The organism is Aquincola tertiaricarbonis, from assembly GCF_000969605.1.
Taxonomy (GTDB): Bacteria; Pseudomonadota; Gammaproteobacteria; order Burkholderiales; family Burkholderiaceae_C; genus Aquincola; species Aquincola tertiaricarbonis.
Window position 1 is genome coordinate 20602 of the sequence record NZ_JZUE01000003.1, and the last position, 24745, is coordinate 45346.

At 70.3% G+C, this 24745-nt stretch carries 18 protein-coding genes; 8 read left to right on the forward strand and 10 right to left on the reverse strand.

The features are described from left to right. Window positions 1-8: 8 nt before the first annotated feature. Window positions 9-1088 carry a patatin-like phospholipase family protein gene (locus VO99_RS04230; RefSeq protein WP_046111584.1) on the reverse strand — a complete coding sequence of 360 codons (1080 nt, stop codon included), beginning with the start codon at window positions 1086-1088 and terminating at the stop codon, window positions 9-11. A gap of 65 nt (window positions 1089-1153) precedes the next feature. Between VO99_RS04230 and VO99_RS04235 the strand changes: the two genes are divergently transcribed. Next, window positions 1154-3478 carry a UvrD-helicase domain-containing protein gene (locus tag VO99_RS04235; RefSeq protein WP_046111585.1) on the forward strand — a complete coding sequence of 775 codons (2325 nt, stop codon included), beginning with the start codon at window positions 1154-1156 and terminating at the stop codon, window positions 3476-3478. Window positions 3479-3491: 13 nt separating this feature from the next. Here the strand turns inward: VO99_RS04235 and VO99_RS31165 are convergent, their stop codons facing one another. Further along, entirely contained in the window at window positions 3492-6296 is a 2805-nt protein-coding gene (locus tag VO99_RS31165) for an ATP-binding protein (protein WP_232315262.1), read from the reverse strand. Between the two features lie 194 nt (window positions 6297-6490). Here VO99_RS31165 and VO99_RS04250 point away from each other — a divergent pair, with 194 nt between their 5' ends. Together VO99_RS04250 and VO99_RS04255 are read left to right on the forward strand one after the other, a co-directional pair. After that, entirely contained in the window at window positions 6491-8275 is a 1785-nt protein-coding gene (locus VO99_RS04250; protein WP_052736079.1) for an amidase family protein, read from the forward strand. Between the two features lie 114 nt (window positions 8276-8389). Continuing rightward, entirely contained in the window at window positions 8390-10648 is a 2259-nt protein-coding gene (locus VO99_RS04255; protein ID WP_046111586.1) for a PhoX family protein, read from the forward strand. Window positions 10649-10714: 66 nt separating this feature from the next. On the opposite strand, the gene VO99_RS04260 is transcribed toward VO99_RS04255, so the two are convergent. From VO99_RS04260 to VO99_RS04270, 3 genes are read right to left on the reverse strand one after another with little or no spacing between them, the layout of a single operon-like run. Further along, window positions 10715-11530, reverse strand: coding sequence for a BPSS1780 family membrane protein (locus VO99_RS04260; RefSeq protein WP_046111587.1), 816 nt, complete (start codon window positions 11528-11530; stop codon window positions 10715-10717). A gap of 46 nt (window positions 11531-11576) precedes the next feature. After that, entirely contained in the window at window positions 11577-12545 is a 969-nt protein-coding gene (locus VO99_RS04265; protein WP_046111588.1) for a homoserine kinase, read from the reverse strand. Between the two features lie 4 nt (window positions 12546-12549). Next, window positions 12550-12840 (reverse strand): hypothetical protein, encoded by a 291-nt coding sequence (locus tag VO99_RS04270; RefSeq protein ID WP_046111589.1) that lies wholly within the window; start codon window positions 12838-12840, stop codon window positions 12550-12552. Between the two features lie 31 nt (window positions 12841-12871). Between VO99_RS04270 and polA the strand changes: the two genes are divergently transcribed. Genes polA through sixA form a run of 3 tightly spaced genes read left to right on the forward strand, consistent with a single transcriptional unit; the run spans window position 12872 to window position 18389 of the window. Then, the gene (gene polA / locus VO99_RS04275) at window positions 12872-15733 is read left to right on the forward strand and encodes a DNA polymerase I (protein ID WP_083440352.1); all 2862 of its coding nucleotides are present in this window, start codon (window positions 12872-12874) and stop codon (window positions 15731-15733) included. Between the two features lie 46 nt (window positions 15734-15779). Continuing rightward, window positions 15780-17912 (forward strand): polyphosphate kinase 1, encoded by a 2133-nt coding sequence (ppk1, locus tag VO99_RS04280; RefSeq protein WP_046111590.1) that lies wholly within the window; start codon window positions 15780-15782, stop codon window positions 17910-17912. A 12-nt stretch (window positions 17913-17924) separates the two neighbouring features. Further along, window positions 17925-18389, forward strand: a complete 465-nt coding sequence (gene sixA / locus VO99_RS04285) for a phosphohistidine phosphatase SixA (protein ID WP_046111591.1) — start codon at window positions 17925-17927, stop codon at window positions 18387-18389. 6 nt (window positions 18390-18395) lie between these two features. On the opposite strand, the gene ppx is transcribed toward sixA, so the two are convergent. Further along, window positions 18396-19904, reverse strand: coding sequence for an exopolyphosphatase (gene ppx, locus VO99_RS04290; protein ID WP_046111841.1), 1509 nt, complete (start codon window positions 19902-19904; stop codon window positions 18396-18398). 117 nt (window positions 19905-20021) lie between these two features. Between ppx and VO99_RS04295 the strand changes: the two genes are divergently transcribed. Next, window positions 20022-20798, forward strand: a complete 777-nt coding sequence (locus VO99_RS04295) for a ZIP family metal transporter (RefSeq protein ID WP_046111592.1) — start codon at window positions 20022-20024, stop codon at window positions 20796-20798. A gap of 30 nt (window positions 20799-20828) precedes the next feature. Here VO99_RS04295 and VO99_RS04300 read toward each other — a convergent pair whose 3' ends face one another. From VO99_RS04300 to VO99_RS04315, 4 genes are all read right to left on the reverse strand, one after another. Then, window positions 20829-21263 (reverse strand): universal stress protein, encoded by a 435-nt coding sequence (locus tag VO99_RS04300; protein ID WP_046111593.1) that lies wholly within the window; start codon window positions 21261-21263, stop codon window positions 20829-20831. Between the two features lie 91 nt (window positions 21264-21354). After that, the gene (locus VO99_RS04305; protein WP_046111594.1) at window positions 21355-22218 is read right to left on the reverse strand and encodes a sulfurtransferase; all 864 of its coding nucleotides are present in this window, start codon (window positions 22216-22218) and stop codon (window positions 21355-21357) included. Next, window positions 22215-23126 carry a DMT family transporter gene (locus VO99_RS04310; protein ID WP_046111842.1) on the reverse strand — a complete coding sequence of 304 codons (912 nt, stop codon included), beginning with the start codon at window positions 23124-23126 and terminating at the stop codon, window positions 22215-22217. Before VO99_RS04310 ends, VO99_RS04305 begins: the two co-directional genes overlap by 4 nt. A 27-nt stretch (window positions 23127-23153) precedes the next feature. Further along, complete coding sequence (locus VO99_RS04315) at window positions 23154-24266, reverse strand: aromatic ring-hydroxylating oxygenase subunit alpha (RefSeq protein ID WP_046111843.1); 1113 nt, start codon at window positions 24264-24266, stop codon at window positions 23154-23156. 224 nt (window positions 24267-24490) lie between these two features. Between VO99_RS04315 and xseB the strand changes: the two genes are divergently transcribed. Then, on the forward strand, window positions 24491-24733 hold the full coding sequence (xseB, locus tag VO99_RS04320) for an exodeoxyribonuclease VII small subunit (RefSeq protein ID WP_046111595.1): 243 nt from the start codon (window positions 24491-24493) through the stop codon (window positions 24731-24733). Window positions 24734-24745: the final 12 nt, after the last annotated feature.

The window sequence follows — 24745 nt, forward strand, 5'->3', positions numbered from 1 at the left end:
CAACAATGTTATTCCAAGAAGGATGGTTGGGCAACATGTCTGCCCGCTACCGCCCCCAACGTCACCCCACCGCCTCGCCCCACCCGCCCCGCGCCGCTGGCCAGCCAGGCCTGCGCCTCGGCGCGCCCCGCATCGCGCAGCCGCTGCAGGAAAGGCAGGTGCGCGATCAGCCGCGTCTCGCCGTGCAGCGCGGCCAGCGTGGCCTGGCCGTCGACCAGGTGCCAGCGGGCGCGCGCGAGCCGGGCTGGCAGGCCACGGCGCCACCAGGCGGGTGGCTGCAGCGCGGCCTGCATCTCGTGCAGCAGCGCCAGCTCGCGCAGGAAGGGCGCCTGGAAGGCGATGTCCATCGCCCGCTCGCGGATCTCGGCGGCGCTGCGCGGCGTGCTGGCATGGCTGCGCGGCGCCAGCAGCACCAGCAGCGTGTCGGTGGCGCAGCCGGCATCGGCCAGCAGCGGGAACAGCGCCGGATTGGCGCTGTAGCCGCCGTCCCAATAGGGCTCGCCGTCCACCATCACCGTGTGGTGCAGCGTGGGCAGGCAGGCCGAGGCCAGCAGCGCTTCCAGGCTGAGCTGGTGGCGCTCGAAGACCGTCAGCCGGCCGCTGTCGACCTGCGTGGCGGCGATCTTCAGCCGCGGGCCGCCGGTGTCATGGCGCAGGCGCTCGAAGTCCACCTGCGCGGCCAGCACGTCGCGCAGCGGGTTGCGGTCCAGCGGGTTGAGCTGGTGCGGCGCGAAGGACTGCGTCCAGCGCATCAGCAGCCGTGCGGCGGGGCTGAACGCAAGCGCGTCGTCCTGGCCGGTGGTCAGCCATTCGAAGGGCAGGTGGCTGCCGATGGCGGTCCAGAAGCGCTCCAGCGCGGCGCGTGCGCCGTCGGGGCCACCGTCCAGCAGGCCCTGGGCCAGCACCACCGCGTTCATCGCGCCGGCGCTGCTGCCGCTCAGCGCAGAGAGGTGGAAGCGGTCGGCCTCCAGCAGCGCGTCCAGCACGCCCCAGGTGAAGGCGCCATGGGCGCCGCCGCCCTGCAGCGCAAGGTTCAGTGCAGGCCGCGCGTCGGCGCGGCGCGGTGTCAACCAGTCTGGCAAGCCCATCGGGCCAGCATGCCACGCGGGCGTGGCAGCCGGGCCGCCGGCACCCCCCTCCTAGAATCGGCCGGATGCATGATGATCCGCTGCTGCGCAACCTGAACCCTGAACAACTGGCCGCGGTGACGCTGCCGGCGCAGCCGGCGCTGATCCTGGCCGGTGCGGGTTCGGGCAAGACCCGCGTGCTCACCACCCGCATCGCCTGGCTGCTGCAGCAGGGCGCCATCACGCCTGGCGGGGTGATGGCCGTCACCTTCACCAACAAGGCCGCCAAGGAAATGATGACGCGGCTGTCGGCCATGCTGCCCGTCAACGTGCGCGGCATGTGGATCGGCACCTTCCACGGCCTGTGCAACCGCTTCCTGCGCGCGCACTGGAAGCTGGCCGCGCTGCCGCAGTCGTTCCAGATCCTCGACACGGCCGACCAGCTGTCGGCCGTCAAGCGCATCGTCAAGGCGATGAACCTGGACGACGAGCGCTTTCCGCCCAAGCAGGTGACGTGGTTCATCGCCGGCAGCAAGGAAGAGGGCCTGCGCCCGCGCGACGTGCCGGTGCGCGACGAGCACACCCGCAAGATGGTTGAGGTGTACCAGGCGTACGAAGACCAGTGCCAGCGCGAAGGCGTGGTCGACTTCGCCGAGCTGATGCTGCGCACCTACGAGCTGCTACGCGACAACGATCCGCTGCGTGCGCACTACCAGCACCGCTTCAAGCATGTGCTGGTGGACGAGTTCCAGGACACCAACCGACTGCAGTACGCCTGGCTGAAGATGTTCGCGCCGCCGGGCGGCGGCCAGGGCGTGTTCGCGGTGGGCGACGACGACCAGAGCATCTACGGCTTCCGCGGCGCGCTGGTGGGCAACATGGCCGACTTCGAGCGCGAGTTCCGCGTGCAGAAGGTGGTCAAGCTGGAGCAGAACTACCGCTCCTTCGGCAACATCCTGGACGCGGCCAATGCGCTGATCGCGCACAACAGCCGCCGCCTGGGCAAGAACCTGCGCACCGACGAAGGTCCCGGCGAGCCGGTACGCGTGGTGGAAAGCACCAGCGACTTCGGCGAGGCGCAATGGGTGCTGGAGGAGATCCAGCAGCTGCACCGCGGCGGCCTGGCGCGCAAGGAGATCGCGCTGCTCTACCGCAGCAATGCGCAGTCGCGGGTGATCGAGAGTGCGCTGTTCAATGCGGGCATTCCGTACCGCGTGTATGGCGGCCTGCGCTTCTTCGAGCGGGCCGAAGTCAAGCATGCGCTGGCCTACCTGCGGCTGATCGAGAACCCGAACGACGACACCAGCTTCCTGCGGGTGGTGAACTTTCCGGCGCGTGGCATCGGCGCGCGCACCATCGAGCAGCTGCAGGACGCGGCCCGCGGCACCGGCCGCAGCCTGTACCAGAGCGTGGGCGCGGTGGCGGGCAAGGGTGGCAGCAACCTGTCGGGCTTCGTGAGCATGATCGAAGGCCTGCGCGAACGCACCCGGGGCCTGACGCTGCGCGAGATCATCGAGCACATGCTGCAGGACGCCGGCCTGATCGACTTCTATCGCACCGAGAAGGAAGGCCAGGACCGCATCGAGAACCTGGAGGAACTGGTCAACGCGGCCGAGGCCTTCGTCACGCAGGAAGGCTTCGGCAAGGATGCGGTGGCGCTACCGGTGGACGAGCACGGCCCCGGCAGCCTGAGCGGCAATGCACCCGCGCCCGGCCCCGACCTGACGCCCGATGCCGAGACCGGCGAGATCGTGTCGCCGCTGGCCGCCTTCCTCACCCATGCGGCGCTGGAAGCCGGCGACAACCAGGCCCAGGCCGGGCAGGACGCGGTGCAGCTGATGACGGTGCACTCGGCCAAGGGGCTGGAATTCGATGCGGTGTTCATCACCGGCATGGAAGAAGGCCTGTTCCCGCACGAGAACGCACTGAGCGACAGCGACGGCCTGGAAGAGGAGCGCCGGCTGATGTACGTCGCCATCACCCGGGCCCGGCAGCGGCTGTACCTGAGCTTCAGCCAGACCCGCATGCTGCATGGGCAGACCCGCTACAACGTCAAGAGCCGCTTCTTCGAAGAGCTGCCCGAGCATGCGCTGAAGTGGCTCACGCCCAAGCAGCAGGGCTTTGGCTCAGGCTATGCGCGCGAGTACCAGCAGGCCTGGCAGCGCGGCTCCGGCTTCGGCGGCATGGTGGGCGCGGGCCGCGTGGCCCCGGCCGCGCCGCCGCCGCTGGTGCCCAAGGCGCCCGGCCACGGGCTGCGGGTGGGCCAGTCGGTGTTCCACACCAAGTTCGGCGAAGGGTTGATCCTCACGCTGGAAGGCCAGGGCGAGGATGCACGGGCGCAGGTGAACTTCGGCCGGCATGGCTTGAAGTGGCTGGCGCTGTCGGTGGCCAAGCTCACGCCGGTGGACTGAGTTCCGCTACGGTTCAGCCGGCGACGGCCGGCGGGCTGCGGTCGAGCCAGTGCAGCAGCAGGCGGTACAGCATCGGCGGGTCCACAGGCTTGCTGATGAAGTCGTCCATGCCGGCGGCCTGGCATTCGGCGCGGTCTTCGGCAAAGGCATTGGCGGTCATCGCGATCACCGGCAGCGTGGCCGACGGCAGCTGCCGGCGGATGGCCCGGCATGCGTCCAGGCCGTCGAGCCGCGGCATCTGCATGTCCATCAGCACCAGGCGGTAGCCGCCCTCCAGGGCCATGGCCACCGCCTGCTCGCCATCGACGGCCAGCGCCACCACCAGGCCCGCTTCTTCCAGGATGGCCTGGGCCACCTCGGCATTCACCGGGTTGTCTTCGGCCAGCAGCACGCGGGCGCCGGCATGGCGGCGGCGCAGCGCTTCCTCCGCATCCGCCTCGGGTCGACGGGCGGGCGCGTGGCCGGCGGTGGCCGAGCGTTGCAGCCGGGCGGTGAACCAGAAGATGCTGCCGCCGCCCGGCCGCGGCACGGCGCCGGCCTCGCCGCCCATCAGCGTGGCCAGCTTGCGGGTGATGGCCAGGCCCAGCCCGGTGCCACCGGCGCGCCGCGTGCTGGACCGGTCGGCCTGCTCGAAGGCGGCGAACAGCCGCGGCATCGCTTCAGGGTCGATGCCGATGCCCGTGTCCTCCACCTCGAAGCGCAACCAGGCGCTGTGCGCCTCCTCGGTCAGAAGCCGCGCGCGCAGCGTCACGCCGCCCTGGTCGGTGAACTTGATGGCGTTGTTGGCGTAGTTCAGCAAGGCCTGCTGCAGCCGGGTGGGGTCGCCGAGCAGGTCGCGGGGCATGGCGTCCACCTCGCTGTGCAGCCGCAGCCTGCGGGCCTCGGCACGCTCGCCCAGCATCGACAGCACGTTGGCCACGATGGCCTCCACCCGCAGCGGCACCGTCTCCAGCGTCATCTTGCCGGCCTCGATCTTGGACAGGTCGAGCACGGCGTTCAGCACCTCCAGCAGGTGCTTGGCCGCGACTTCCAGCTTCAGCAGCCGGTCGGCCTGCCGCGGGCTGAGGTCCTCGCGGCGGATCAGGTGGGCCATGCCGATCATCGCGTTCAGCGGCGTGCGGATCTCATGGCTCATGTTGGCCAGGAAGGCGGTCTTGGCCAGGCTGGCGGATTCGGCGCGCTCGCGGGCCTCGGCCAGCTGGCCGGTGCGCTGTGCCACCGTCTCCTCCAGGTGCTGACGATGGGCGTCCAGCGCCTGCTGGGCCTGCTCGCGGGCGGCTTCGCGGTCGAAGTTGTCCAGCGCGAAGCTGATGTTGGCGGCCAGGTCGATCAGCAGGTGCTGGGTCTCCGGGTCGAAGGCCTGGGCTTCGCCGGCGCAGATGGTCAGCGTGCCGACCGCCCTGCCGGCCCGGCGCACCGGCAGGGCTGCCAGTGCCTGCAGGCCGGCCTGCGGCGCCAGGGCCTGCCAGGCCTGGGTCAGCGGGTCGCTGTGGAGGTGCTGGCACCACACGGGCTGGCCGCTGCGCAGGGCCTGGTCGCCGGAGGTGGGCATGTCGCCGTCGGCATGCAGCCGCGGTGGCAGGTCCTCGGGCGCGCCGGCCTGCGCCTGCAGCTGCAGCCGGCCGTGCGCGCAGGCCAGGCTCACCCAGGCCAGGCGCATGCAGGCGGCGTCGATGATGGCCTGGCACACCGCGTCGAAGAGTGCCTTCTGGTCGGTGCAGCGTGCCACCGCCGCATTGCACTGCGACAGGCAGCGGTACAGGCCGGCCTGCCGCACCACCCGCGCCCGCGCCGCCACCGCATCGGTGACGTCCAGCGCCACGCCGTCCCAGAAGGTGGCGCCGTCGGGCGCGCGCTGCGGATGGGAGCGCACGTCCAGCCAGCGCTGGCGCCCGTCGGGCAGGTTGAACAGCAGCGTGGCGTGGAAGTCGGTCAGGGTGGCCGCACTGTGTTGCTCCGCGCTCAGGTAGCGGTCGAGCGCCTGCGGCGCGAGCATGGCGAACAGCGGGCCGGCGTCATGCATCACCGCGGCCGGCGTCAGGCCGAAAGTGCGGGTGATGCCGCTGCTGACATGGTGGAACAGCCGTTGGCCGCCGGCCAGCACGTAGCGGTAGATGAAGCCGGCGGGCAGGTTGTCGCCGATCAGGCGCAACTGCTGCTCGCGCGCCTGCAGGTCGGCGGCGCTGACGCGGTGGTCCCACTCGATGCGCTGCGAGTTCATGCTGACCAGCGTCAGCGTCACCAGCTGCACCGACAGGATCTGCGCCAGCGCATACACGCTGCCAAAGCCCTTGATGCTCTCGAAGGCGGTGCTGATGTCGGCCAGCTCCTGCGCGGCGCGCACCAGCGTGATCAACGCAAACAGCAGCAGCCACAGCGCCAGCAGCCGGTCGTTGGAGCCGAAGTGCGGCGGCCTGCGGCGCAGGGTCACCATCACCGTGGCCCCGTTCACTGCCGCGGCGAACAGGCAATAGCAGACGATGCGGTCGGCCAGCCGCGCGCCGTCCAGGCTCAGGTAGCCGAAGGGCAGCAGGAACGCCAGCGCGACGCCGGCCTCCAGGCCTGGCCCCACCCGCCAGCCGCGGAACACCAGCATGCCCCGCAGCAGCATCAGGTGCCCGGCCATCAGCACCCCATTGCGGCCCACCCGGGTGGCCCAGGTCGGCGGCAGCACGCCAGGCACCAGCAGCGCCGCGCCCAGCGCCAGGCAGGCGATGCCCGCGGTCCAGTAGCCGAAGCCGGGATAGGTCCTGCGGGTGACCAGCACCACGCCCATCACCATGGCGGCTGCCGAGGACAGCAGTGCGTTGGTGATCAACAGCGTGGTTGCATCCACAGTGGGCGGTCATCCCTGAAGCCGGTAGAGGCCGATCCTAAGGCGCCCCGGTGCGTCGGCACGTGCGAGCCATGCCGCTCCAGCCAGGCACGGGCGTTGCATTCACCGGGCCCCTGCCCGTGTGACGGTCTTCCTCATCGTGAGGCGCCGGCGCGGGCAGCAGGAGCAGTACCCCGATGACCGATCCCAACGAGACAACCCTGTTCGCCGGCCGCCGCCGCTGGCTGGCCCTGGGCACCAGCGCCGTGATGATGGCCGTGCTGGCCGCCTGCGGTGGCGACGACGACGGCGTGATCCTCGACCCCGGCCGCAAGCCCTTCCCGCTGGTGGAAACCAGCGTGGCCCAGTTCCACGACGCGATGAGCAAGGGCCAGGTGTCCTGCCGCGACATCGTGCAGGGCTACCTCAACCGGATTGCCGCCTACGACAAGGACGCCAGCGCCGCTTTTCCGTCCAGCCCCGCGCTGCGCAGCGTCATCCTGGCCAACCCGAACGCGCTGGCCGAAGCCGATGCGCTGGACCGCCGCTACTTCGGCAGCGGCCGCCTGGCGGGCCCGCTGCACTGCGTGCCGGTGATCGTGAAGGACAACGTCGACACCGTCGACGTGCCCACCACCGCGGGCTCGCTGGTGATGGCGGCCAACCAGCCGCCCGACGATGCCTACATCGTGAAGAACATCAAGGCCAAGGGCGCCATCATCATCGCCAAGGCCAACCTGGACGAGTTCGCCTTCGGCTTCGGCGGCGCGTCGGCGCTTGGCGGCCGCGTGGCCAATGCCTACATCCCGGCCAACAGCCCGGGCGGCTCCTCCTCGGGCACCGGCACCGCGGTGGCGGCCAGCTTCGCGATGATCGGCGTGGGCACCGACACCGGTGGCTCGGTGCGCGTGCCCTCGGCGGTGGAAGGGCTGTTCGGCATCCGCCCCACGCTGCGGCTGGTGAGCCAGGACGGCATCGTGCCGCTGGCCCATTCGCAGGACACCGCCGGCCCGATGTGCCGCGCCGTGGCCGACTGCGCGCTGCTGCTCGACGCCATGGTGGGCTACGACGCCAGCCCCTTCAGCGGCCAGCGCACGGCCAAGGCCTTCGATGCGCCACTGGTGGCCAATGCCGCCGAATATGCGGCCGTGGCCAAGGTGCCCGCCAGTTACACCGCGGAGCTCAAGGCCGACGGCCTGAAGGGCGCACGCATCGGCGTGGTGCGCGCGATGTTCCCGGCCGCCACCGCGAGCAACCAGGCCTTCCTCGACACGCTGGAGGCCGCGCTGGCCAAGATGCGCGAGGCCGGCGCCATCGTGGAGGACGTGACCATCGAGGACAACCGCGCCGTCATCGGTGCGGTCTCGGCACCGATCGAAGGCAACCCCGGCAGCTTCGCCAGCCTGTCGGCCTATGAGTTCACCGCCGATCTCACGGCCTACCTGTCGTCCTGGGCCTCCACCACCGACAACCACCTGCGCAGCACCCAGGCGGTGGCCGCCGCGCTGGCCACCTACCCGGCCGAGGCGGTGGTGCTGCGCTCGTTCCAGAGCTACCTCGCCAACGACGCGGCGATGGCCGACACCAGCACCGCCGCCTACCGCACCTGGCAGCGCAACCTGAAGCCGCGCGACGCCTATGTGATTCCGCGCGTGCAGGCCGCGCTGGACAACGTGGACTTCAGCACCGGCACCGCCAAGGGCACGGCATATGACGTGCTGGTGTACCCGGTGCTTCAGGGCTTCAACGGCGCCAGCGTCAACTCCGGCAGCAACAACCGGCTCAGCCCGTTCAGCGGCTTCCCGGCCATGGCCTTCCCGGCCGGCTTCGCCAAGGCGACGGCCGCGGCCACGGTGGCTGAGCCGGTGGCCTTCGAGATGCTGGGTCGCGAGTTCGCGGAAGGCACGCTGATCCGCCTGGGCCATGCCTGGGAAATGGCGGCCAGGCCGCGGGTGGCGCCGCCCACCACGCCTGAGCTGTAAGGCGGCGGCACGGCAAAGGGGCTGTCATGCATCCGTCATGCGCATGTCATGCCCCTTTCATCGAGCGTCCACAACATCGCGGGCTTGTCTGTCCCAGCACCCGCGAGGTTCCTCTTGAACAAGCCGAACGACTTCGAACTGCGTTACGTCGATCCCGACACCATCGACCACAACCCGACCCGCAACGCCAGCTTCGACGCCGTGCTGCAGACGCGGCTGTCGCGTCGCTCCCTCCTGCGCGGCAGCGTGGGCACCGCGGCCACCGCACTGCTGGGCGGCATCGGCCTGTCGGCCTGCGGCGGTGACAGCGACAACGACAACGACGACGCCCTGCAGCCGCTGACGGCCCTGGCCTTCACCCCCGTGGCCAAGAGCGTGGCCGACGTGTGCAGCGTGCCGGCCGGCTACACCGCCAGCGTGATCTATGCGCTGGGCGACCCCATCACCGCCAGCGCCACCGCCTACAAGAACGACGGCACCGACGGCGACTTCGACAACCGTGCCGGCGACCACCACGACGGCATGGAGTACTTCGGCCTGTCGGCCGACGGCACCCGCCGCGACCCCAACGGTTCCGAGCGCGGCCTGCTGGCCATGAACCACGAGGCCACCAGCCATGCCGGCACCGAGCGGGCATCGGCCTTCGTGCATGCCAACGGCGGCACCAACACGCTGCCGCGTCCGGCCGCCGAAGTGGACCGCGAGGTGCCGCTGCATGGCGTCTCGGTGGTGGAAGTGCGCAAGGTCAACGGTGTCTTCGGCACCGTCCAGGCCTCGGCCTACAACCGCCGCATCACGCCGCTCACGCCGGTGGAGATCTCCGGCGCGGCCCGTGGCAATGCGCTGATGAAGACCAAGTACTCCACCGCCGGTACCGCCGGCCGCGGCACGCTGAACAACTGCGGCACCGGCATCACGCCCTGGGGCACGATGCTGACGGGCGAAGAGAACTGGGCCGGCTACTTCTTCCGCTCGTCCACCGACAACGCCGCGCGCGGCGACAAGAGCGTGGCCTCGCTCAACCGCTATGGCCGCACCCAGGGCTCGGCCAGCCGCCACGGCTGGGAAACCGGCGGCACCGACGACAAGTACGCCCGCTGGAACATCAGCAAGACCGGCGCCTCGGCCGACGGCAGCGACGACTACCGCAACGAGCTGAACACGTTCGGCTACCTGGTTGAGATCGACGCCTACGACAAGTCCAAGGCCATCAAGAAGCGCACCTCGCTGGGCCGCTTCGCGCACGAGAGCGCCGCCTTCAGCAAGCTGGTGGAAGGCAAGCCGCTGGCCGTGTACATGGGCGACGACTCGCGCGGCGAGTACATCTACAAGTGGGTGTCGGCCGCCAACTGGGTGGCCGCCGATGCCAACGCCGCCGACCGCATCGCCACCGGCGACAAGTACCTGGACAGCGGCAAGCTGTATGTGGCCAAGTTCAATGCCGACGGCTCGGGCCAGTGGATCGAGCTGAGCATCGACAACGCGGCGATCAAGGGCTACGCCGCCTATGCGTTCGCCGACCAGGCCGACGTGGTGGTCAACGCCCGCCTGGCTGCCGACGCGGTGGGCGCCACCAAGATGGACCGCCCGGAGTGGTGCGCCACCCATCCCACCACCGGCGAGGTGTACTTCACCCTCACCAACAACAGCAACCGCAAGGTGGAAGCCTCGGGCAGCTCGCAGGCCGCGGTGGATGCCGCCAACCCGCGCGCCTATGCCGACAGCTACGGCGGCGCCGCCGCCGGCTCGCCGGGCAACATCAACGGTCACATCGTGCGCCTGGCCGAAACCGCGGGCGAAGCGGCCGCGACCGGCTTCAAGTGGGACGTGTACCTGTTCGGCGCCGAGGCGGGCAGCGATGCCGCCAAGGTGAACCTGTCGTCGCTGACGGCCGACCAGGACTTCTCCAGCCCCGACGGCCTGTGGTTCAGCAAGGCCACCGGCCTGTGCTGGATCCAGACCGACGACGGCGCCTACACCGACGTCACCAACTGCATGATGCTGGCCGGCATCCCCGGCACGGTGGGCGACGGCGCGGCCCGCACGCTGGCCTACAGCAAGGCCGACGGCAGCGCGCTGAACGTGACCACCTACGTGGGCAAGGCGCCCACCCCGGCCACGCTGCGCCGCTTCCTGGTGGGCCCGAAGGACTGCGAGATCACCGGCTGCGCCGAGACGCCGGACGGCCAGGCGCTGTTCGTCAACATCCAGCACCCGGGCGAGACCATCAGCTCGGCCACGGTGACCGACCCCAGCAAGTACCTGAGCCACTGGCCCGGCAACGCCGGCTACGGCGCCGGCGGTGCAAACGCCCGGCCGCGCTCGGCCACCATCGTGATCACCAAGACCGGCGGCGGCGTCGTCGGCAGCTGATCGGCGCAACCCGCCAAGTAAAAGGCCGGCGCAAGCCGGCCTTTTTTCGTTGGCGCCGCGGCGGGCTCAGTCCGGCTGGCCGAAGGTGTCGACGAAGCTGAAGTACAGCGATGCGTAGAAGGCCACGGTGAACATCAGCGCGGCCGGCATCGCGGCCACGCCCACCAGCTGCCGCGCACCCAGCAACGAGAACACGGTGGCGGTGACGATGCCGAACACGCCCACCACCAGCGCCCACGCCAGGCCGTACATGAAGAAGGCGGCCTTGGTGCGCCACACGGCCACGGTGCTGGAGAACAGCGCCTGCGCCACGCCCTGGCCGCCCCACCACACCAGGGCCGGCGCATGCCAGAAGGGCACCGCCAGCAGCGCGGCCAGGCCGAAACGCACCAGCAGGCCGTTGACCAGCGCCGGATCGGCCAGCAGCTGCTGCATCTCGGCCTCGGCGGCGTCGGTGCTCTCGCCGCTGGCCATCAGCACCTGCAGGCGGTCGAAGCGGCCGCCGTCGATGCTGCCGCTCAGCCAGATGATCAGCAGCGTGACCAGCGCATACAGGCCGCACAGCACCAGCAGCGCCTTGCGCCGGCGCTGCGCATCCACCTGGCCGGGCAGCGTGCGCAGCGGCTCGATCAGCTGGCCGGGGTGCACCGGCCCGCCGGCCAGCGCCGAGCGGGTGGCGATCATGTAGCCCAGCGACAGCAGCGGCAGCGCCAGCACCAGCAGCACGCCGCCCGCAGGCACGGCCATCACCAGCACGCCCACGAACATGAAGGTGATGAACAGGCTGGCCAGCGCCATCGGCCGCTTGAAGAAGGTGCGGAAGCCTTCGCGCGTCCAGGCGATGCCCTGGCGCGGCGCAACCGGGTGAAGATGAAACGTCATGGGATGTTCACGCGCGGTGCGCGGGTTGGGTGGGGCCGCGGCGCTGCTAGCGCGCCGGGTGCCATGGCCGTTCGACCCGCGCCCGCAGCACCCGTTCGAAGTGCGTGGGATCATGGGGCTTCAGCAGCGTGGCGTCGCGCGGCAGGTGGAAGTCCCACAGCCGCGATGTCCAGAAGCGAAGGGCCGCCGCACGCATCAGCGCGGGCAGCAGCCGGTGTTCATTGCCGTCCAGCGGGCGTTCGCGCTCGTAGGCGGCCACGAAGGCCGCGGCGCGTTCTTCCACCAGCGTGCCGGTGTCCAGGTCGATGCACCAGTCGTTCAGGCACACCGCGATGTCGAACAGCAGCGTGTCCACGCCGGCGAAGTAGAAGTCGAAGAAGCCGGTGAGCTTCTCGTGGCCCGGCAGGCCCGCGAACATCACGTTGTCGCGGAACAGGTCGGCATGGATGGGGCCGCGCGGCAGGCTCTGGAAGGCGGCCGATTCGGCCAGCGCCTGCTGGAAGGCCAGTTCCTCGCTGATCAGCGCATGCTGGCCGGGCGCCAGGTGGGGCAGCACCAGCGGAATGGTGTCGGTCCACCAGGCCAGGCCGCGCAGGTTGGGTTGCTGGCGCGGATAGTCGGCGCCGGCCAGGTGCATGCGCGCCAGCATGCCGCCCACCTGGGCGCAGTGGTGCAGGTCAGGCGCCAGCTGGTGCTCGCCTTCCAGCTTGTCCACCAGCGCGGCGGGCTTGCCCTTGAGCGTGTGCAGGATCTGGCCGGCCGCGTCGGCATGCGGGTCCGGCACCGGGATGCCGCGCTGCGCCAGGTGCTGCATCAGGTGCAGGTAGAAGGGCAGCTGCTCGAAGGTCAGGCGCTCGAAGATCGTCAGCACGTATTCGCCACGGTCGGTGGTGACGAAGTAGTTGGTGTTCTCGATGCCGGCGCGGATGCCGCGCAGCTCAAGCAGCGTGCCGACGCCCAGGCCGGCGATGAAGGTGCGTGCCTCGTCCGGGGAGACTTCGGTGAAGACGGCCACCGCTTCAGAACGACAGCACGTTCCACACCCGCTGGCCCGCCGCGCCGCGGCTGGCCCCGGCGGCCTGCGACATGTTGCGCGCGCCGTCGGCCGGGATGATCTCGTACTCCTTGCCGCCGGCCTTCGGCCGCACCACCAGGCGCTGCGTCTGGCCGCGAACCTTCAGTTCCTCGATGCGAACGCCGTCGTCCTCGACCACGGTTTGTTGCACCTTGGGCTCGATCGGCTCGGCCGACACGGGGCCGTGCAGGGCCGCCAGGGCAGCAAACGGCAGGAGAAAACGGGCGGGGCTCATGGCGGCGATTCTAGCGACGCACAATCACCGCATGACCGAGACGACATCCGCCCCGGGCAGCGACGCCCACCGCACCACCGAGCCCGAAGCGGCGCCGCCCACCACGCTGCTGCTGGTGGACGGCAGCAGCTATCTCTACCGCGCCTACCACGCGCTGCCCGACCTGCGCGGGCCCGACAACTTCCCTACCGGCGCGCTGCACGGCATGGTGTCCATGCTCACCCGGCTGCGCGCGCAATTCCCGGCGGTGCATGCGGCCTGCGTGTTCGACGCCCCCGGCAAGACCTTTCGTGACGACCTGTATCCGCAGTACAAGGCGAACCGCGCCGCCATGCCCGAACCGCTGGCGCAGCAGATCCGGCCGATCCACGAGGTGGTGAAGCTGCTGGGCTGGCCGGTGCTGGAGATCCCCGGCATCGAGGCCGACGACGTCATCGGCACGCTGGCGCGCACCGTGGCTGCGCGTGGCGGCAAGGTCATCGTGTCCACCGGCGACAAGGACATGGCGCAGCTGGTGGACGAGCAGGTGGTGCTCATCAACACCATGAGCAACGAGTCGCTGGACATCGCCGGCGTGCAGGCCAAGTTCGGCGTGCCGCCGAACCGCATCGTCGACTACCTCACGCTGATCGGCGACACCGTGGACAACGTGCCCGGCGTGGACAAGGTGGGCCCCAAGACCGCTGCCAAGTGGCTGGCCGAGCATGGGTCGCTGGACGGCGTGGTGGCCGCGGCCGCCGGCATCAAGGGCGTGGCCGGCGAGAACCTGCGCAAGGCGCTCGACTGGCTGCCGCTGGGCCGCGAGCTGGTGACCATCCGCACCGATTGCGACCTGGCCGCGCATGTGCCCGGCTGGCCCGCCGACGAGTCGATGACCGCGCTGCATTTCGCCGAGCCCGACAACGCCGCGCTGCTCGACTTCTATGCCCGCTACGGCTTCAAGAGCCTGCGCCGCGAGCTGGAAGCGCGCATGGCGGCCACCGCGTCGATGTTCGCCTCGCCCGACGAGCCCTTCGCCGAGGGCCGGGGCGATGCCGCCCAGCCCGCCGCCACGGTGTGCGAGCCGGTGGCGGTGCAGGGCGTGTACGAGGCCATCACCGACTGGGAACGCTTCGACGCCTGGCTACAGCGGCTGCAGGCCGCGCCGCTGGCGGCCCTCGATACCGAGACCGATTCGCTGGACCCGATGCATGCGCGCATCGTGGGCATCAGCTTCGCGGTGCAGCCGCACGAGGCCGCCTACGTGCCGCTCGCCCACAACTATGCCGACGCGCCCGCGCAGCTGCCGCTGGACGAGGTGCTGGCCCGCCTGAAGCCCTGGCTGGAAGACCCGGCCGCCGGCAAGATGGGCCAGAACGTCAAGTACGACACCCACGTGCTGGCCAACCACGGCATCCACGTGCGCGGCTGGCGCCACGACACGCTGCTGCAGAGCTATGTGCTGGAAGCGCACCTCACCCATGCGCTGGACAAGCTGGCCGACCGCCACCTGGGCCGCAAGGGCCTGACCTACGAGGACATCTGCGGCAAGGGCGCCAAGCAGATTCCGTTCGCGCAGGTGGACGTGAAGACCGCCACCACCTACAGCGGCGAGGACAGCGAGATGGTGCTGGATGTGCACCGCGTGCTGTGGCCGCAGCTCGAGGCGCAGCCGGCCGCCGCGCCCAGCCTGCGCTACGTGTACGAAAGCATCGAGCTGCCCACCAGCGAGGTGCTGCAGCGCATCGAGCGCCACGGCGTGCTGGTGGATGCCGGAGCGCTGGCGCGGCAAAGCCACCAGCTGGCCGAGCGCATGATGGCGCTGGAGCAAGAGGCCTACGAGATCGCCGGCCAGCCCTTCAACCTGGGCAGCCCGAAGCAGATCGGCGAGATCCTGTTCAGCAAGCTGGGCCTGCCGGTGGCCAAGCGCACCGCCAGCGGCGCGCCCTCCACCGACGAGGAAGTGCTGGAGAAGCTGGCCGCCGACTACCCGCTGCCCGCGCGGCTGCTGGAGCACCGCAGCCTCAGCAAGCTCAAGGGCACCTACACCGACAAGCTGCCGCTGATGATCAACCCCAACACCGGCCGCGTGCACACCAACTATGCACAGGCGGTGGCGGTGACGGGGCGGCTGTCCAGCAACGATCCCAACCTGCAGAACATCCCCATCCGCACGCCGGAAGGCCGCCGCGTGCGCGAGGCCTTCATCGCGCCCGAAGGCCATGTGATCGCCAGCGCCGACTACTCGCAGATCGAGCTGCGCATCATGGCCCACATCAGCGAGGACCCCGGCCTGCTGGGCGCCTTCGCCGAGGGCCGCGACGTGCACCGGGCCACCGCGGCCGAGGTGTTCGGCGTGGCGCTCGACCAGGTGAGCAGCGAGCAGCGGCGCTATGCCAAGGTCATCAACTTCGGGCTCATCTACGGCATGGGCGCCTTCGGGCTGGCCAGCAACCTGGGCATCGACCAGAAGGCCGCGCGCAACTACATCGACCGCTACTTCGACCGCTTTGCCGGCGTCAAGCGCTACATGGACGAGACCCGTGCCAGCGCGGCCCAGCGCGGCTACGTGGAAACGCTGTTCGGCCGCCGCATCGTGCTGCCGGAGATCCAGGGTGGCAGCGGCCCGCGCCGCGCCGCGGCCGAGCGCCAGGCCATCAATGCGCCGATGCAGGGCACCGCGGCCGACCTGATCAAGCTGGCGATGATCGCGGTGCAGGCCGAGATCGACCGCGCCGCCAAGGCCACGCGCATCGTGATGCAGGTGCACGACGAACTGGTGTTCGAGGTGCCCGAGGCCGAGGTGGACTGGGTGCGCAGCGAGGTGCCCCGCCTGATGGCCGGCGTGGCCGCGCTGAAGGTGCCGCTGCTGGCAGAGGTGGGCATCGGCCCCAACTGGGACCAGGCGCACTGACCGCGTCTGTCACATTTCTTTCGCACAAGGTTCATAAACTGGCTTCATGCCGGATGTCTCAGATCAGCCGTATCCGAACGCCGCCGAGGCGGCGCGGGCCGCTGCCTTGCCGTTGCCGCCTGGGGCCGCGCCGGTCACCCTGGCGCCGCTGAACCGCGAACAGGCGATCCTGGAGTTCAACCGCCGCGTACTGGCCCAGGCCAGCCGGCCCGACGTGCCGCTGCTGGAGCGGCTGCGCTACATCACCATCGTCTCGTCCAACCTCGACGAGTTCTTCGAGGTGCGGTATGCCGACTACCTGGAGGCCGCGGCCGCCATGGGCTCGGCGGCCGATGCCGACCTGCAGGCGCTGTCGGCCGATGCGCACACGCTGATCGACGAGCAGTACGCCCTGTTCAACGAGCAGGTGATGCCGGCGCTGGCCGAAGAAGGCATCGTGGTGCTCAACCATGCCGAGCGCAACCCGGCGCAGCGCCAGTGGGTGGCCCGCTTCTTCGAGCGGCAGGTGATGCCGCTGCTGGTGCCGGTGGGGCTGGATCCGGCGCACCCGTTCCCGCTGGTGGCCAACAAGAGCCTGAACTTCATCGTCCGCCTCAGCGGGCGCGATGCCTTCGGGCGCGCCAGCAGCATCGCCATCGTCAAGGTGCCGCGGGTGCTGCCCCGGGTCATCAAGCTGCCGGCCACCGTGTGCAACAAGGGCGAGCAGGGCTTCGTGCTGCTGTCCAGCGTGATCCGCGCGCACCTGGGCGACCTGTTCGCCGGACGCGAGGTGGAGACCTTCTCGCAGTTTCGCGTCACCCGCGATTCCGACCTGGAGGTGGACGAGGACGACGTCACCAACCTGCGGCAGGCGCTGCGCTCGGGCCTGACCACCCGGCACTTCGGCCAGGCGGTGCGGCTGGAGGTGGTCAAGAGCTGCCCCGAGGAGCTGTCGGCCTTCCTGCTGCAGCAGTTCGCGCTGCCGGCCGCGGCGCTGTACCGCGTCAACGGGCCGGTGAACCTGGTGCGGCTGAACCAGCTGATCGACCAGGCCGCGGCCGACCGCCTGCGCTTTGCGCACCATGAGCCAGCCTGGCCGGTGCACCGGCTGCCGCGCTCGCAGTCCATCTTCGCGCGGCTGCGCCAGGGCGACGTGCTGCTGCACCATCCGTTCGAGAGCTTCGAGCCGGTGGTGCAGTTCCTGCGCGAAGCGGTGAACGATCCCGACGTGCTGGCCATCAAGCAGACCATCTATCGCACCGGCAGCCAGAGCGTGCTGATGGACCTGCTGATCGAGGCCACCCGCCGCGGCAAGGAAGTGATGGTGGTGGTGGAGCTGAAGGCGCGCTTCGACGAGGAGGCCAACATCAACTGGGCCGAGCGGCTGGAAGCCGTGGGCGCGCAGGTGGTGTACGGCATCGTCGGCCTGAAGACCCATGCCAAGCTGCTGCTGGTGACGCGGCGCGAAGGCGTGCGCCTGCGCCGCTACGGCCACCTGTCCACCGGCAACTACAACCCGCGCACCGCGCGGCTGTACACCGACATCGGCTACCTCACCGCCGACGAGCACCTGACGGCCGATGCCGACGCGGTGTTCCACCAGCTGGCCAGCCTCACCGCGATGAAGCCGCCGCGCCACCTGCTGACCGCGCCCTTCGTGCTGCACGGCCGCATGCTCAAGCACCTGCACCAGGTGGCCGATGCGGCACGCGAAGGCCGGCCGGCGCGGGTGGTGGTCAAGTGCAATGCGCTCACCGACCCGCAGCTCATCGCCGGCCTGGTGGCCGCGGCGCAGGCCGGCGCGCACATCGACCTGGTGGTACGGGGCGCCTGCATGCTGCGCCCGGGGGTAGAGGGCTTCACCGAGCGCATCCGCGTGCGCTCCATCGTCGGCCGCTTCCTGGAGCACACCCGGGTGCTGTACTTCCGCTGGGGCGACGACGACGACCACGAGGCGCTGTACCTCAGCAGCGCCGACTGGATGAGCCGCAACATGTTCCGCCGCATCGAGGTGGCCTGGCCCATCCACGACCGCGCGCTGCGCCAGCGTGTGATCGACGAATGCCTGGTGCCCTACCTGCACGACACCCGCGAAGCCTGGCTGCTGCGCTCCGACGGGCACTACGAGCCGGTGGCCGCCGCCGATGGCGGACCCGGGGTGAGCGCCCAGCAGGCGCTGATGGGCCGCTTCGGCGGTTGAGGAAAGGCGACGATGGACCTGATCCTGTGGCGCCATGCCGATGCGCTGGAGATGCGCGAGCTGGACGACGACATGGCCCGCAGCCTGACGCCCAAGGGCGAACGGCAGGCGGCGCGCGTGGCCAGCTGGCTCAACCAGGTGCTGCCCGACAGCACCCGCATCCTGGCCAGCCCGGCCCGGCGCACGCAGCAGACGGCGCAGGCGCTGGAGCGCAAGTTCAAGACGGCGCCGGGCCTGGCGCCCGATGGCACGGTGGAATCGCTGCTGGCCGAGGCCCGCTGGCCCGACTCACGCCATCCGGTGCTGGTGGTGGGCCACCAGCCCACCCTGGGGCTGACGGCTTCCTACCTTTTGACCGGCGGTACGGTGCAGCCCTGGAGCATCAAGAAGGCCGGCGTGTGGTGGCTGCGCCTGCGCGATCGCAACGGCACGCCCGAGGTCGTGCTGGCCTGCGTACGCGGGCCCGAGCACCTGTAGGCCGCTTCAGCCCGCCGCCACCCGCAGCTCCATCGCGCCGTTGCGCTGCCAGGCGGCGGCTTCTTCCTGCAGCAGGTACAGCGTGCGCGGATTGCTGCGGGCCCAGTCCTCCGGCAGCAGCACGGTGGCACCGTTGCCCTGGCGCTGCACGTCGATCGCATGGCCCGGGAAGGCGCCGCGGGCATGGCATTCGATGGCCGCCAGCCGCAGCGCGATCACCTGCCAGGCGAAGCCTTCGTTGCCCAGCGCCGCCTCGATCTTGCGCAGCCCGCCACGCTGGCCCAGCACCAGGTCGGCCAGGCGCCGCTGCTGGTTCTGCGAGAAGCCCGGCGCATCCACATGGCTCAGCAGGTAGCAGCTGTGGCGGTGGTGGTCGTGGTGGGAGACCATCATGCCCACCTCGTGCAGGTCGCAGGCCCATCCCAGCTCGCGCACCGCCTCCGGCTCGGCCTGCGGCGCCAGTTGTCTATACAAGGCCAGGGCCACCACGCGCACCCGCTGGGCCTGCGCCACGTCGACATGGAAGCGCTGCTGCAGCTCGCGCACCGAGCCGTCGCGCACGTCGCCGCCCAGGCTCTCGCGCGGGGCATGCACCCGGTCGTACAGGTCGATGATGACGCCCTGGCGCAGCGCGCCGCGGGCAGGCTGCAGGCTCTCGATGCGGAAGTGCGCGGCCAGCGTGTACAGGATGGCCAGGCCGCCGGCGATCACCGCGCGACGGTCTTCCTTCAGGCCGGGCAGGTCCAGCTTGTCGATGTGGCCGGCGGCGATGCACTTCTGGATCAGCCAGCGCAGTCCCTTGGGCGTGATGCTGCCGTCGGTGATGCGGCTGGCCGCCAGCAGCTGCGACACCGCGCCCGCGGTGCCGGAGGAGCCCAGCGCGTCGGTCCAGCGGCGCGGTGCAAAGGCTTCCAGCGCTTCCTCGAACTCGGCGCCGGCGGCGATCTGCGCGGCGCGGAAGCCGGCCTCGGTCAGCCGGCCGTCCGGAAAGTGCCGCATCGACAGGCTGACGCTGCCCACGCGGAAGGATTCGGCCGTGGTGGCCAGGCGGCCGGTGCCCAGGATCATCTCGGTGGAGCGGCCGCCGATGTCGATCACCAGCCGCGGCGCATCGCCCGGCTGCAGGTGGGCCACGCCGGAATAGATCAGGCGGGCTTCCTCGCGGCCGGAGATCACCTCGATGGGCTTGCCCAGCGCCTGCTGCGCACGCGCGAGGAAGGCATCGCGGTTGCGGGCCTCGCGCAGCGTCTGCGTGGCCACCGCGCGCACCTGCGCCACGCTGAAGCCTTCCAGCCGACGGGCGAAGCGCTCCAGGCAGGCCAGGCCGCGCTGCGCGGCGGGCTCGGTGAGCAGGCCGTCTTCGTCCAGGCCGGCGCCCAGGCGCACGGTTTCCTTCAGGTAGTCGATGCGGCGATAGCGGCCGTGCTGCATCTGGCCGATCTCCAGCCGGAAGCTGTTCGAGCCCATGTCGATGGCGGCAAGAGGGCCCGAGGTCAGGGTGCGCTGTGAGTCCATGCGGGCATTGTGGCCGCTGCCCGCGGGCGGCCCGTGGCGCAAACGCATCGCCGGGTGGTGGCGTGCGCGCTCCTAGAATGCCGCTCCCCTTCAAGCGCCCGCCCCGCACCGCCTTCCATGACCCTGCTGTACATCGTCCTGGCCACGCTGGCCGGCGGCCTGCTGTCGGTGGCGATCGCAGCCAGTCTCACGGTGCATCTGCTCGGCCGGGTGGTCAAGAGCCTGGTGAGCCTGTCGGCCGGCGTGCTGCTGTCCACCGCGCTGCTGAACATGCTGCCCGAGGCCTTCGAGGGCGATGCCGATGCGCATGCGCTGTTCGCCACGCTGCTGGGCGGGCTGCTGTTCTTCTTCCTGCTGGAGAAGGTGGAGCTGTACCGCCACACCCATCACCATGAAGGCGATGGCCACCACCATCACCACCACTTCGATGCCGAGCAGGCGGGCAGCGGCGGCTGGAGCGTGCTGCTGGGCGACAGCATCCACAACTTCTGCGACGGCGTGATCATCGCCGCCGCCTTCCTGACCGACGCGAAGCTGGGCGCGGTGACGGCGCTGGCCATCATCGCGCACGAGATCCCGCAGGAGGTGGGGGACTACATCGTGCTGCTGAACGCCGGGCTGTCGCGCACGCGGGCGCTGGTCTACAACGCGCTGTCGGGCGGCGCCGCGGTGGTGGGCGGCGTGGTGGGCTACTTCGTCGTGGGGCCGTGGGAAGCGCTGTTCCCGTACCTGCTGGTGGTGGCCGCCAGCAGCTTCATCTACGTGGCGGTGGCCGACCTGATCCCGCAGATGCAGCGCCGCCTGTCCCTGCGCGACACGCTGCTGCAGGTGGGCTGGCTGGCGGCCGGCCTGGGCATCGTGCTGGCGGCCATGACGGCCCTGCACCAGCACTGAAGCGCGGGCGGCCGGCCGCCCGCGCCGCGCTCACTTGACGATCAGCACCGGCAGCTTGGTGTGGATCAGCACCCGCTGCGTCTCGCTGCCCAGCAGCAGGGCGGCCATGCCGCGCCGGCCGTGCGAGGCCATCACCACCAGGTCGGCGCCTTCCTTGGCGGCCACGTCGAGGATGGCCTCCCAGGGGTGCAGCGCCTCCACCGTGCTGCCGGTGCAGGCCAGGCCGGCGGCCGTGGCCCGGTCCACCACCGCCTTCACGCGGCCGGCGGCGATGCGCTCCTGCGCATCGAAGAACTCCTGCGGTGGCACCGGTTGCATCTCGGAGATGGCGCTGTACGGGAACGGCTCCTTCACGCTGACGGTGGTCAGCCGCGCGCCCAGCGTGCGGGCCAGGTCGATCGCCGTGTCCACCGCCTTGGCGGTGATGTCGGAACCATCGGTCGGAACCAGGATGTGCTTGAACATCGCGTACTCCTTGGTGAGAGGTCCTGTGGCACACGCAAGCGTGCCGCAGTCCGACTGTTCCGCCAATCGGCACCAGCCCTTTTGACCTGGATCACGAACCCGTGGCCACCGGCCGCGCGGCGTCGGCCGACCATTCGCTCCAGGAGCCGGGGTACAGCGTGGCATCGCCCAGGCCGGCATGCGCCAGGGCCAGCAGGTTGTGGCATGCGGTGACGCCGGAGCCGCACTGCTGCACCACCTGCTGCGTCGCGGCGCCGCCCAGCAGCGCCTGCCATTCGGCGCGCAGCACCTCGGCCGGCTTGAAGCGGCCGTCCGCGCCCAGGTTGTCCTTGAAGAAGCGGTTGCGCGCGCCGGGGATGTGGCCGGCCTTGGCATCCAGCGGTTCCACCTCACCGCGGAAGCGCTCGGCCGCGCGGGCGTCGAACAGCCGCACCTGGCCCAGCCCGCGCAGCAGCGTCGGCGCGTCGATGGTGGGCAGGGCCGGCTGGGCGCTGGCGGGGTAGGGCGGCTGCGCCTGGGCCTGCGAGGGGGCATCGGTCAGGCTGCCGCCGGCGGCCTGCCAGGCGGCCGGACCGCCGTCCAGCACCGCCACTTCCGCATGGCCCAGCCAGCGCAGCAGCCACCAGGCGCGGGCGGCATAGGGGCCGCCCTGCGCGTCGTAGGCCACCACCGGCACGCCGGGGCGGATGCCCCAGCGGCCGACGGTGGCGGCCAGCGCCTCCCGCGTGGGCAGCGGATGCCGGCCGCCTTGCGCCGGGCCGGCCGACTTGTCGCCGGACAGGTCGCGGTCCAGGTGGACATACAGCGCGCCGGGCAGGTGGCCGGCGGCATGCGCCCGCTCGCCGGCGCTGGCGTCGGTGAGGTCGAAGCCGCAATCCAGCAGCACGACGGGTTGGCCGGAGGACAGCAGTTCGCGCAGCGCGGGCGCGGAGATCAACGGGCGGGGCAGGTTCATGTTTCGACCGAGTTGTTGGACACGGCGGGCGCCTGGCGCGCCCGCAGCAGCGTGGCGCCGAGGCCGGCGCCCACGATCAGCAGCATGCCTGCAAGCGCCATCCAGGTCACGGGGTCGTCGAACAGCAGCACGCCATAGCCGAAGGCGAAGGCGATGCCCAGGTATTGCAGGCTGGCGTTGGTCAGCGCATGGCCGATCGAGTAGGCGCGGGTCATCATCATCTGCGCGCTGGTGGCCAGCAGGCCGGTGGCCAGCAGCAGCGCCGCGCCCTGCCAGGTATGGCCATGCACGCCGTTGACCACCATGGTGCCCAGGCCCACGGTGCAGCTGCCCAGCGAAAAGTAGAAGACCACGCGGTATTCCGGCTCGCCGATGCGGCCCAGGGCGGTGACCTGCAGGTAGGCCATCGCGGCCAGCATGCCCGACAGCAGCCCCGCCACGCCGTACCAGAGCTGGTGGCTGTCCATCGTGGGCCGCAGCACCAGCGCCACGCCCAGGAAGCCCAGCACGATGGTGACGATCAGCCGGCCGTCGATGCCGTGGCCGGCACTGCCGTTGCCCTGGTTGAAGCTGACCAGCACCGCACCGCCGATGAGGAACATCGCCATCCAGATGGATGACATGTAGTTCAGCGTCATGGCGGTGGCCAGCGGCAGGTTGCCCAGCGCATAGAACCACAGCACCAGCGAGGCCACGCCCACCACGCTGCGCCACAGGTGCATCATCGGCACCGGCGTGCGCAGGGTGCCGCCGCGCGCGCGGGCCACGCCGGCGATGAAGAGGGCACCGATCAGGCCCCGGTAGAAGACGATCTCGCCGGCGGGGTAGTACGCGGAAGCAAGCTTCACGCACACGCCCATGGAGGCGAACAGGAACGCGGCGGCAACCATCAACAACGGGGCGGACATCATCCGCCCCATTGTGGCAAGCGCTTGCTACCTGAGCATCTGCATCGAGGCGCGGTACCACTCGTGGAAGTGCTTCATGCCGTCTTCCATCGGGCTCTGGTAAGGGCCGTACTCGTCGTCGCCGCGCTCGAACAGCGCCTTGCGGCCGGCGTCCATGCGCAGCGCGATCTCGTCATCCTCCACGCAGGTCTCCATGTAGGCGGCCTGCTGGGCTTCGACGAACTCGCGCTCGAAGGCAACGATTTCCTCGGGGTAGTAGAACTCCACCACGTTGGTGGTCTTCTGCGGACCCTTGGGGTACAGCGTGCTCACCACCAGCACATGCGGATACCACTCGACCATGATGTTCGGGTAGTACGTGAGCCAGATGGCGCCGTGCGGCGGCGTCTGCCCGCCGTTGAAGTTGCGCACCGCGTCGTGCCAGCGGCGGTAGATGGCCGAGCCCGGCTTTTCCAGCGCCTTGTGCACGCCCACCGTCTGCACCGAGTGGTGGCGGCCGAACTCCCAGCGCAGGTCGTCGCAGGTGACGAAGCTGCCCAGACCGGGATGGAACGGGCCGACGTGGTAGTCCTCCAGGTAGACCTCGATGAAGGTCTTCCAGTTGTAGTCGCACTCGTGCAGGTGCACCTTGTCGAGCACGTAGCCGCTGAAGTCCAGCGCCGCCCGCGGGCCCAGCTGGCCCAGGTCGGTGGCGATGTCCCGGCCGTTGTCCTCGAACAACATGCCGTTCCACTCGCGCAGGCGGTAGTTGTTCAGGTGCAGGCAGGGGTCCTGCGGGAAGTGCGGTGCGCCCACCAGCTGCCCGTGCAGGTCGTAGGTCCAGCGGTGCAGCGGGCACACGATGTGGCTGCGCGTGTGGCCGCGGCCACGCAGCATCACCGCCTGCCGGTGGCGGCAGACGTTGGAGACCAGCTCGATGCCGTCGCGGGTGTGCACCAGGGCCCGGCCTTCGCCTTCCTGGGGCAGCGCGTAGTAGTCCCCCACCTCGGGCACGGCCAGCGTGTGCCCGAGGTACCGGGGTCCATGCTGGAAGATGAGTTCCTGTTCCCTGCGGAACCGGTCCTCGTTGAAGTAGGTGTCAACCGACAGCTGGGTGCGGTTGCGTTCGAGCGCGGCAAGCTTGATGCTCAGGTCGGACATGATCCCCAGGATCTCCAAAAACCAATGTCAACCCCCCGCCAGACTGAGGGCGGGTTTGAAGAGCGCGGGATTGTACCCAGGGGGGTCGACCGTGGGCGCGCGGGGGCAACGGGGCGAAACAAGCGGCGTCAATCCGTCAAGGATGGGAGTCGAACCCAGATGGGGGGTGCTGGGCTGACTACAATCGCTGCCCTGACTTTTCACAAGACGAGATGGCCAGTCGAATGAATGCGAAGCCCGAGGCGGCCGACGCCGAGCTGCCAGCGCTTCGCTACGAGGACGCGCTGGCCGAGCTCGAACAATTGGTGCAGACGATGGAAAGCGGCCAGTTGCCGCTGGACCGCCTGCTCGAAAGCTACAAGCGTGGTGCCGACCTGCTGAGCCTGTGCCGTTCGCGGCTGCAGGCGGTCGAGGAGCAGGTCAAGGTGCTGGAAGACGGCCAGCTCAAGCCCTGGACCAACGCCTGACGGCGGCTCGGC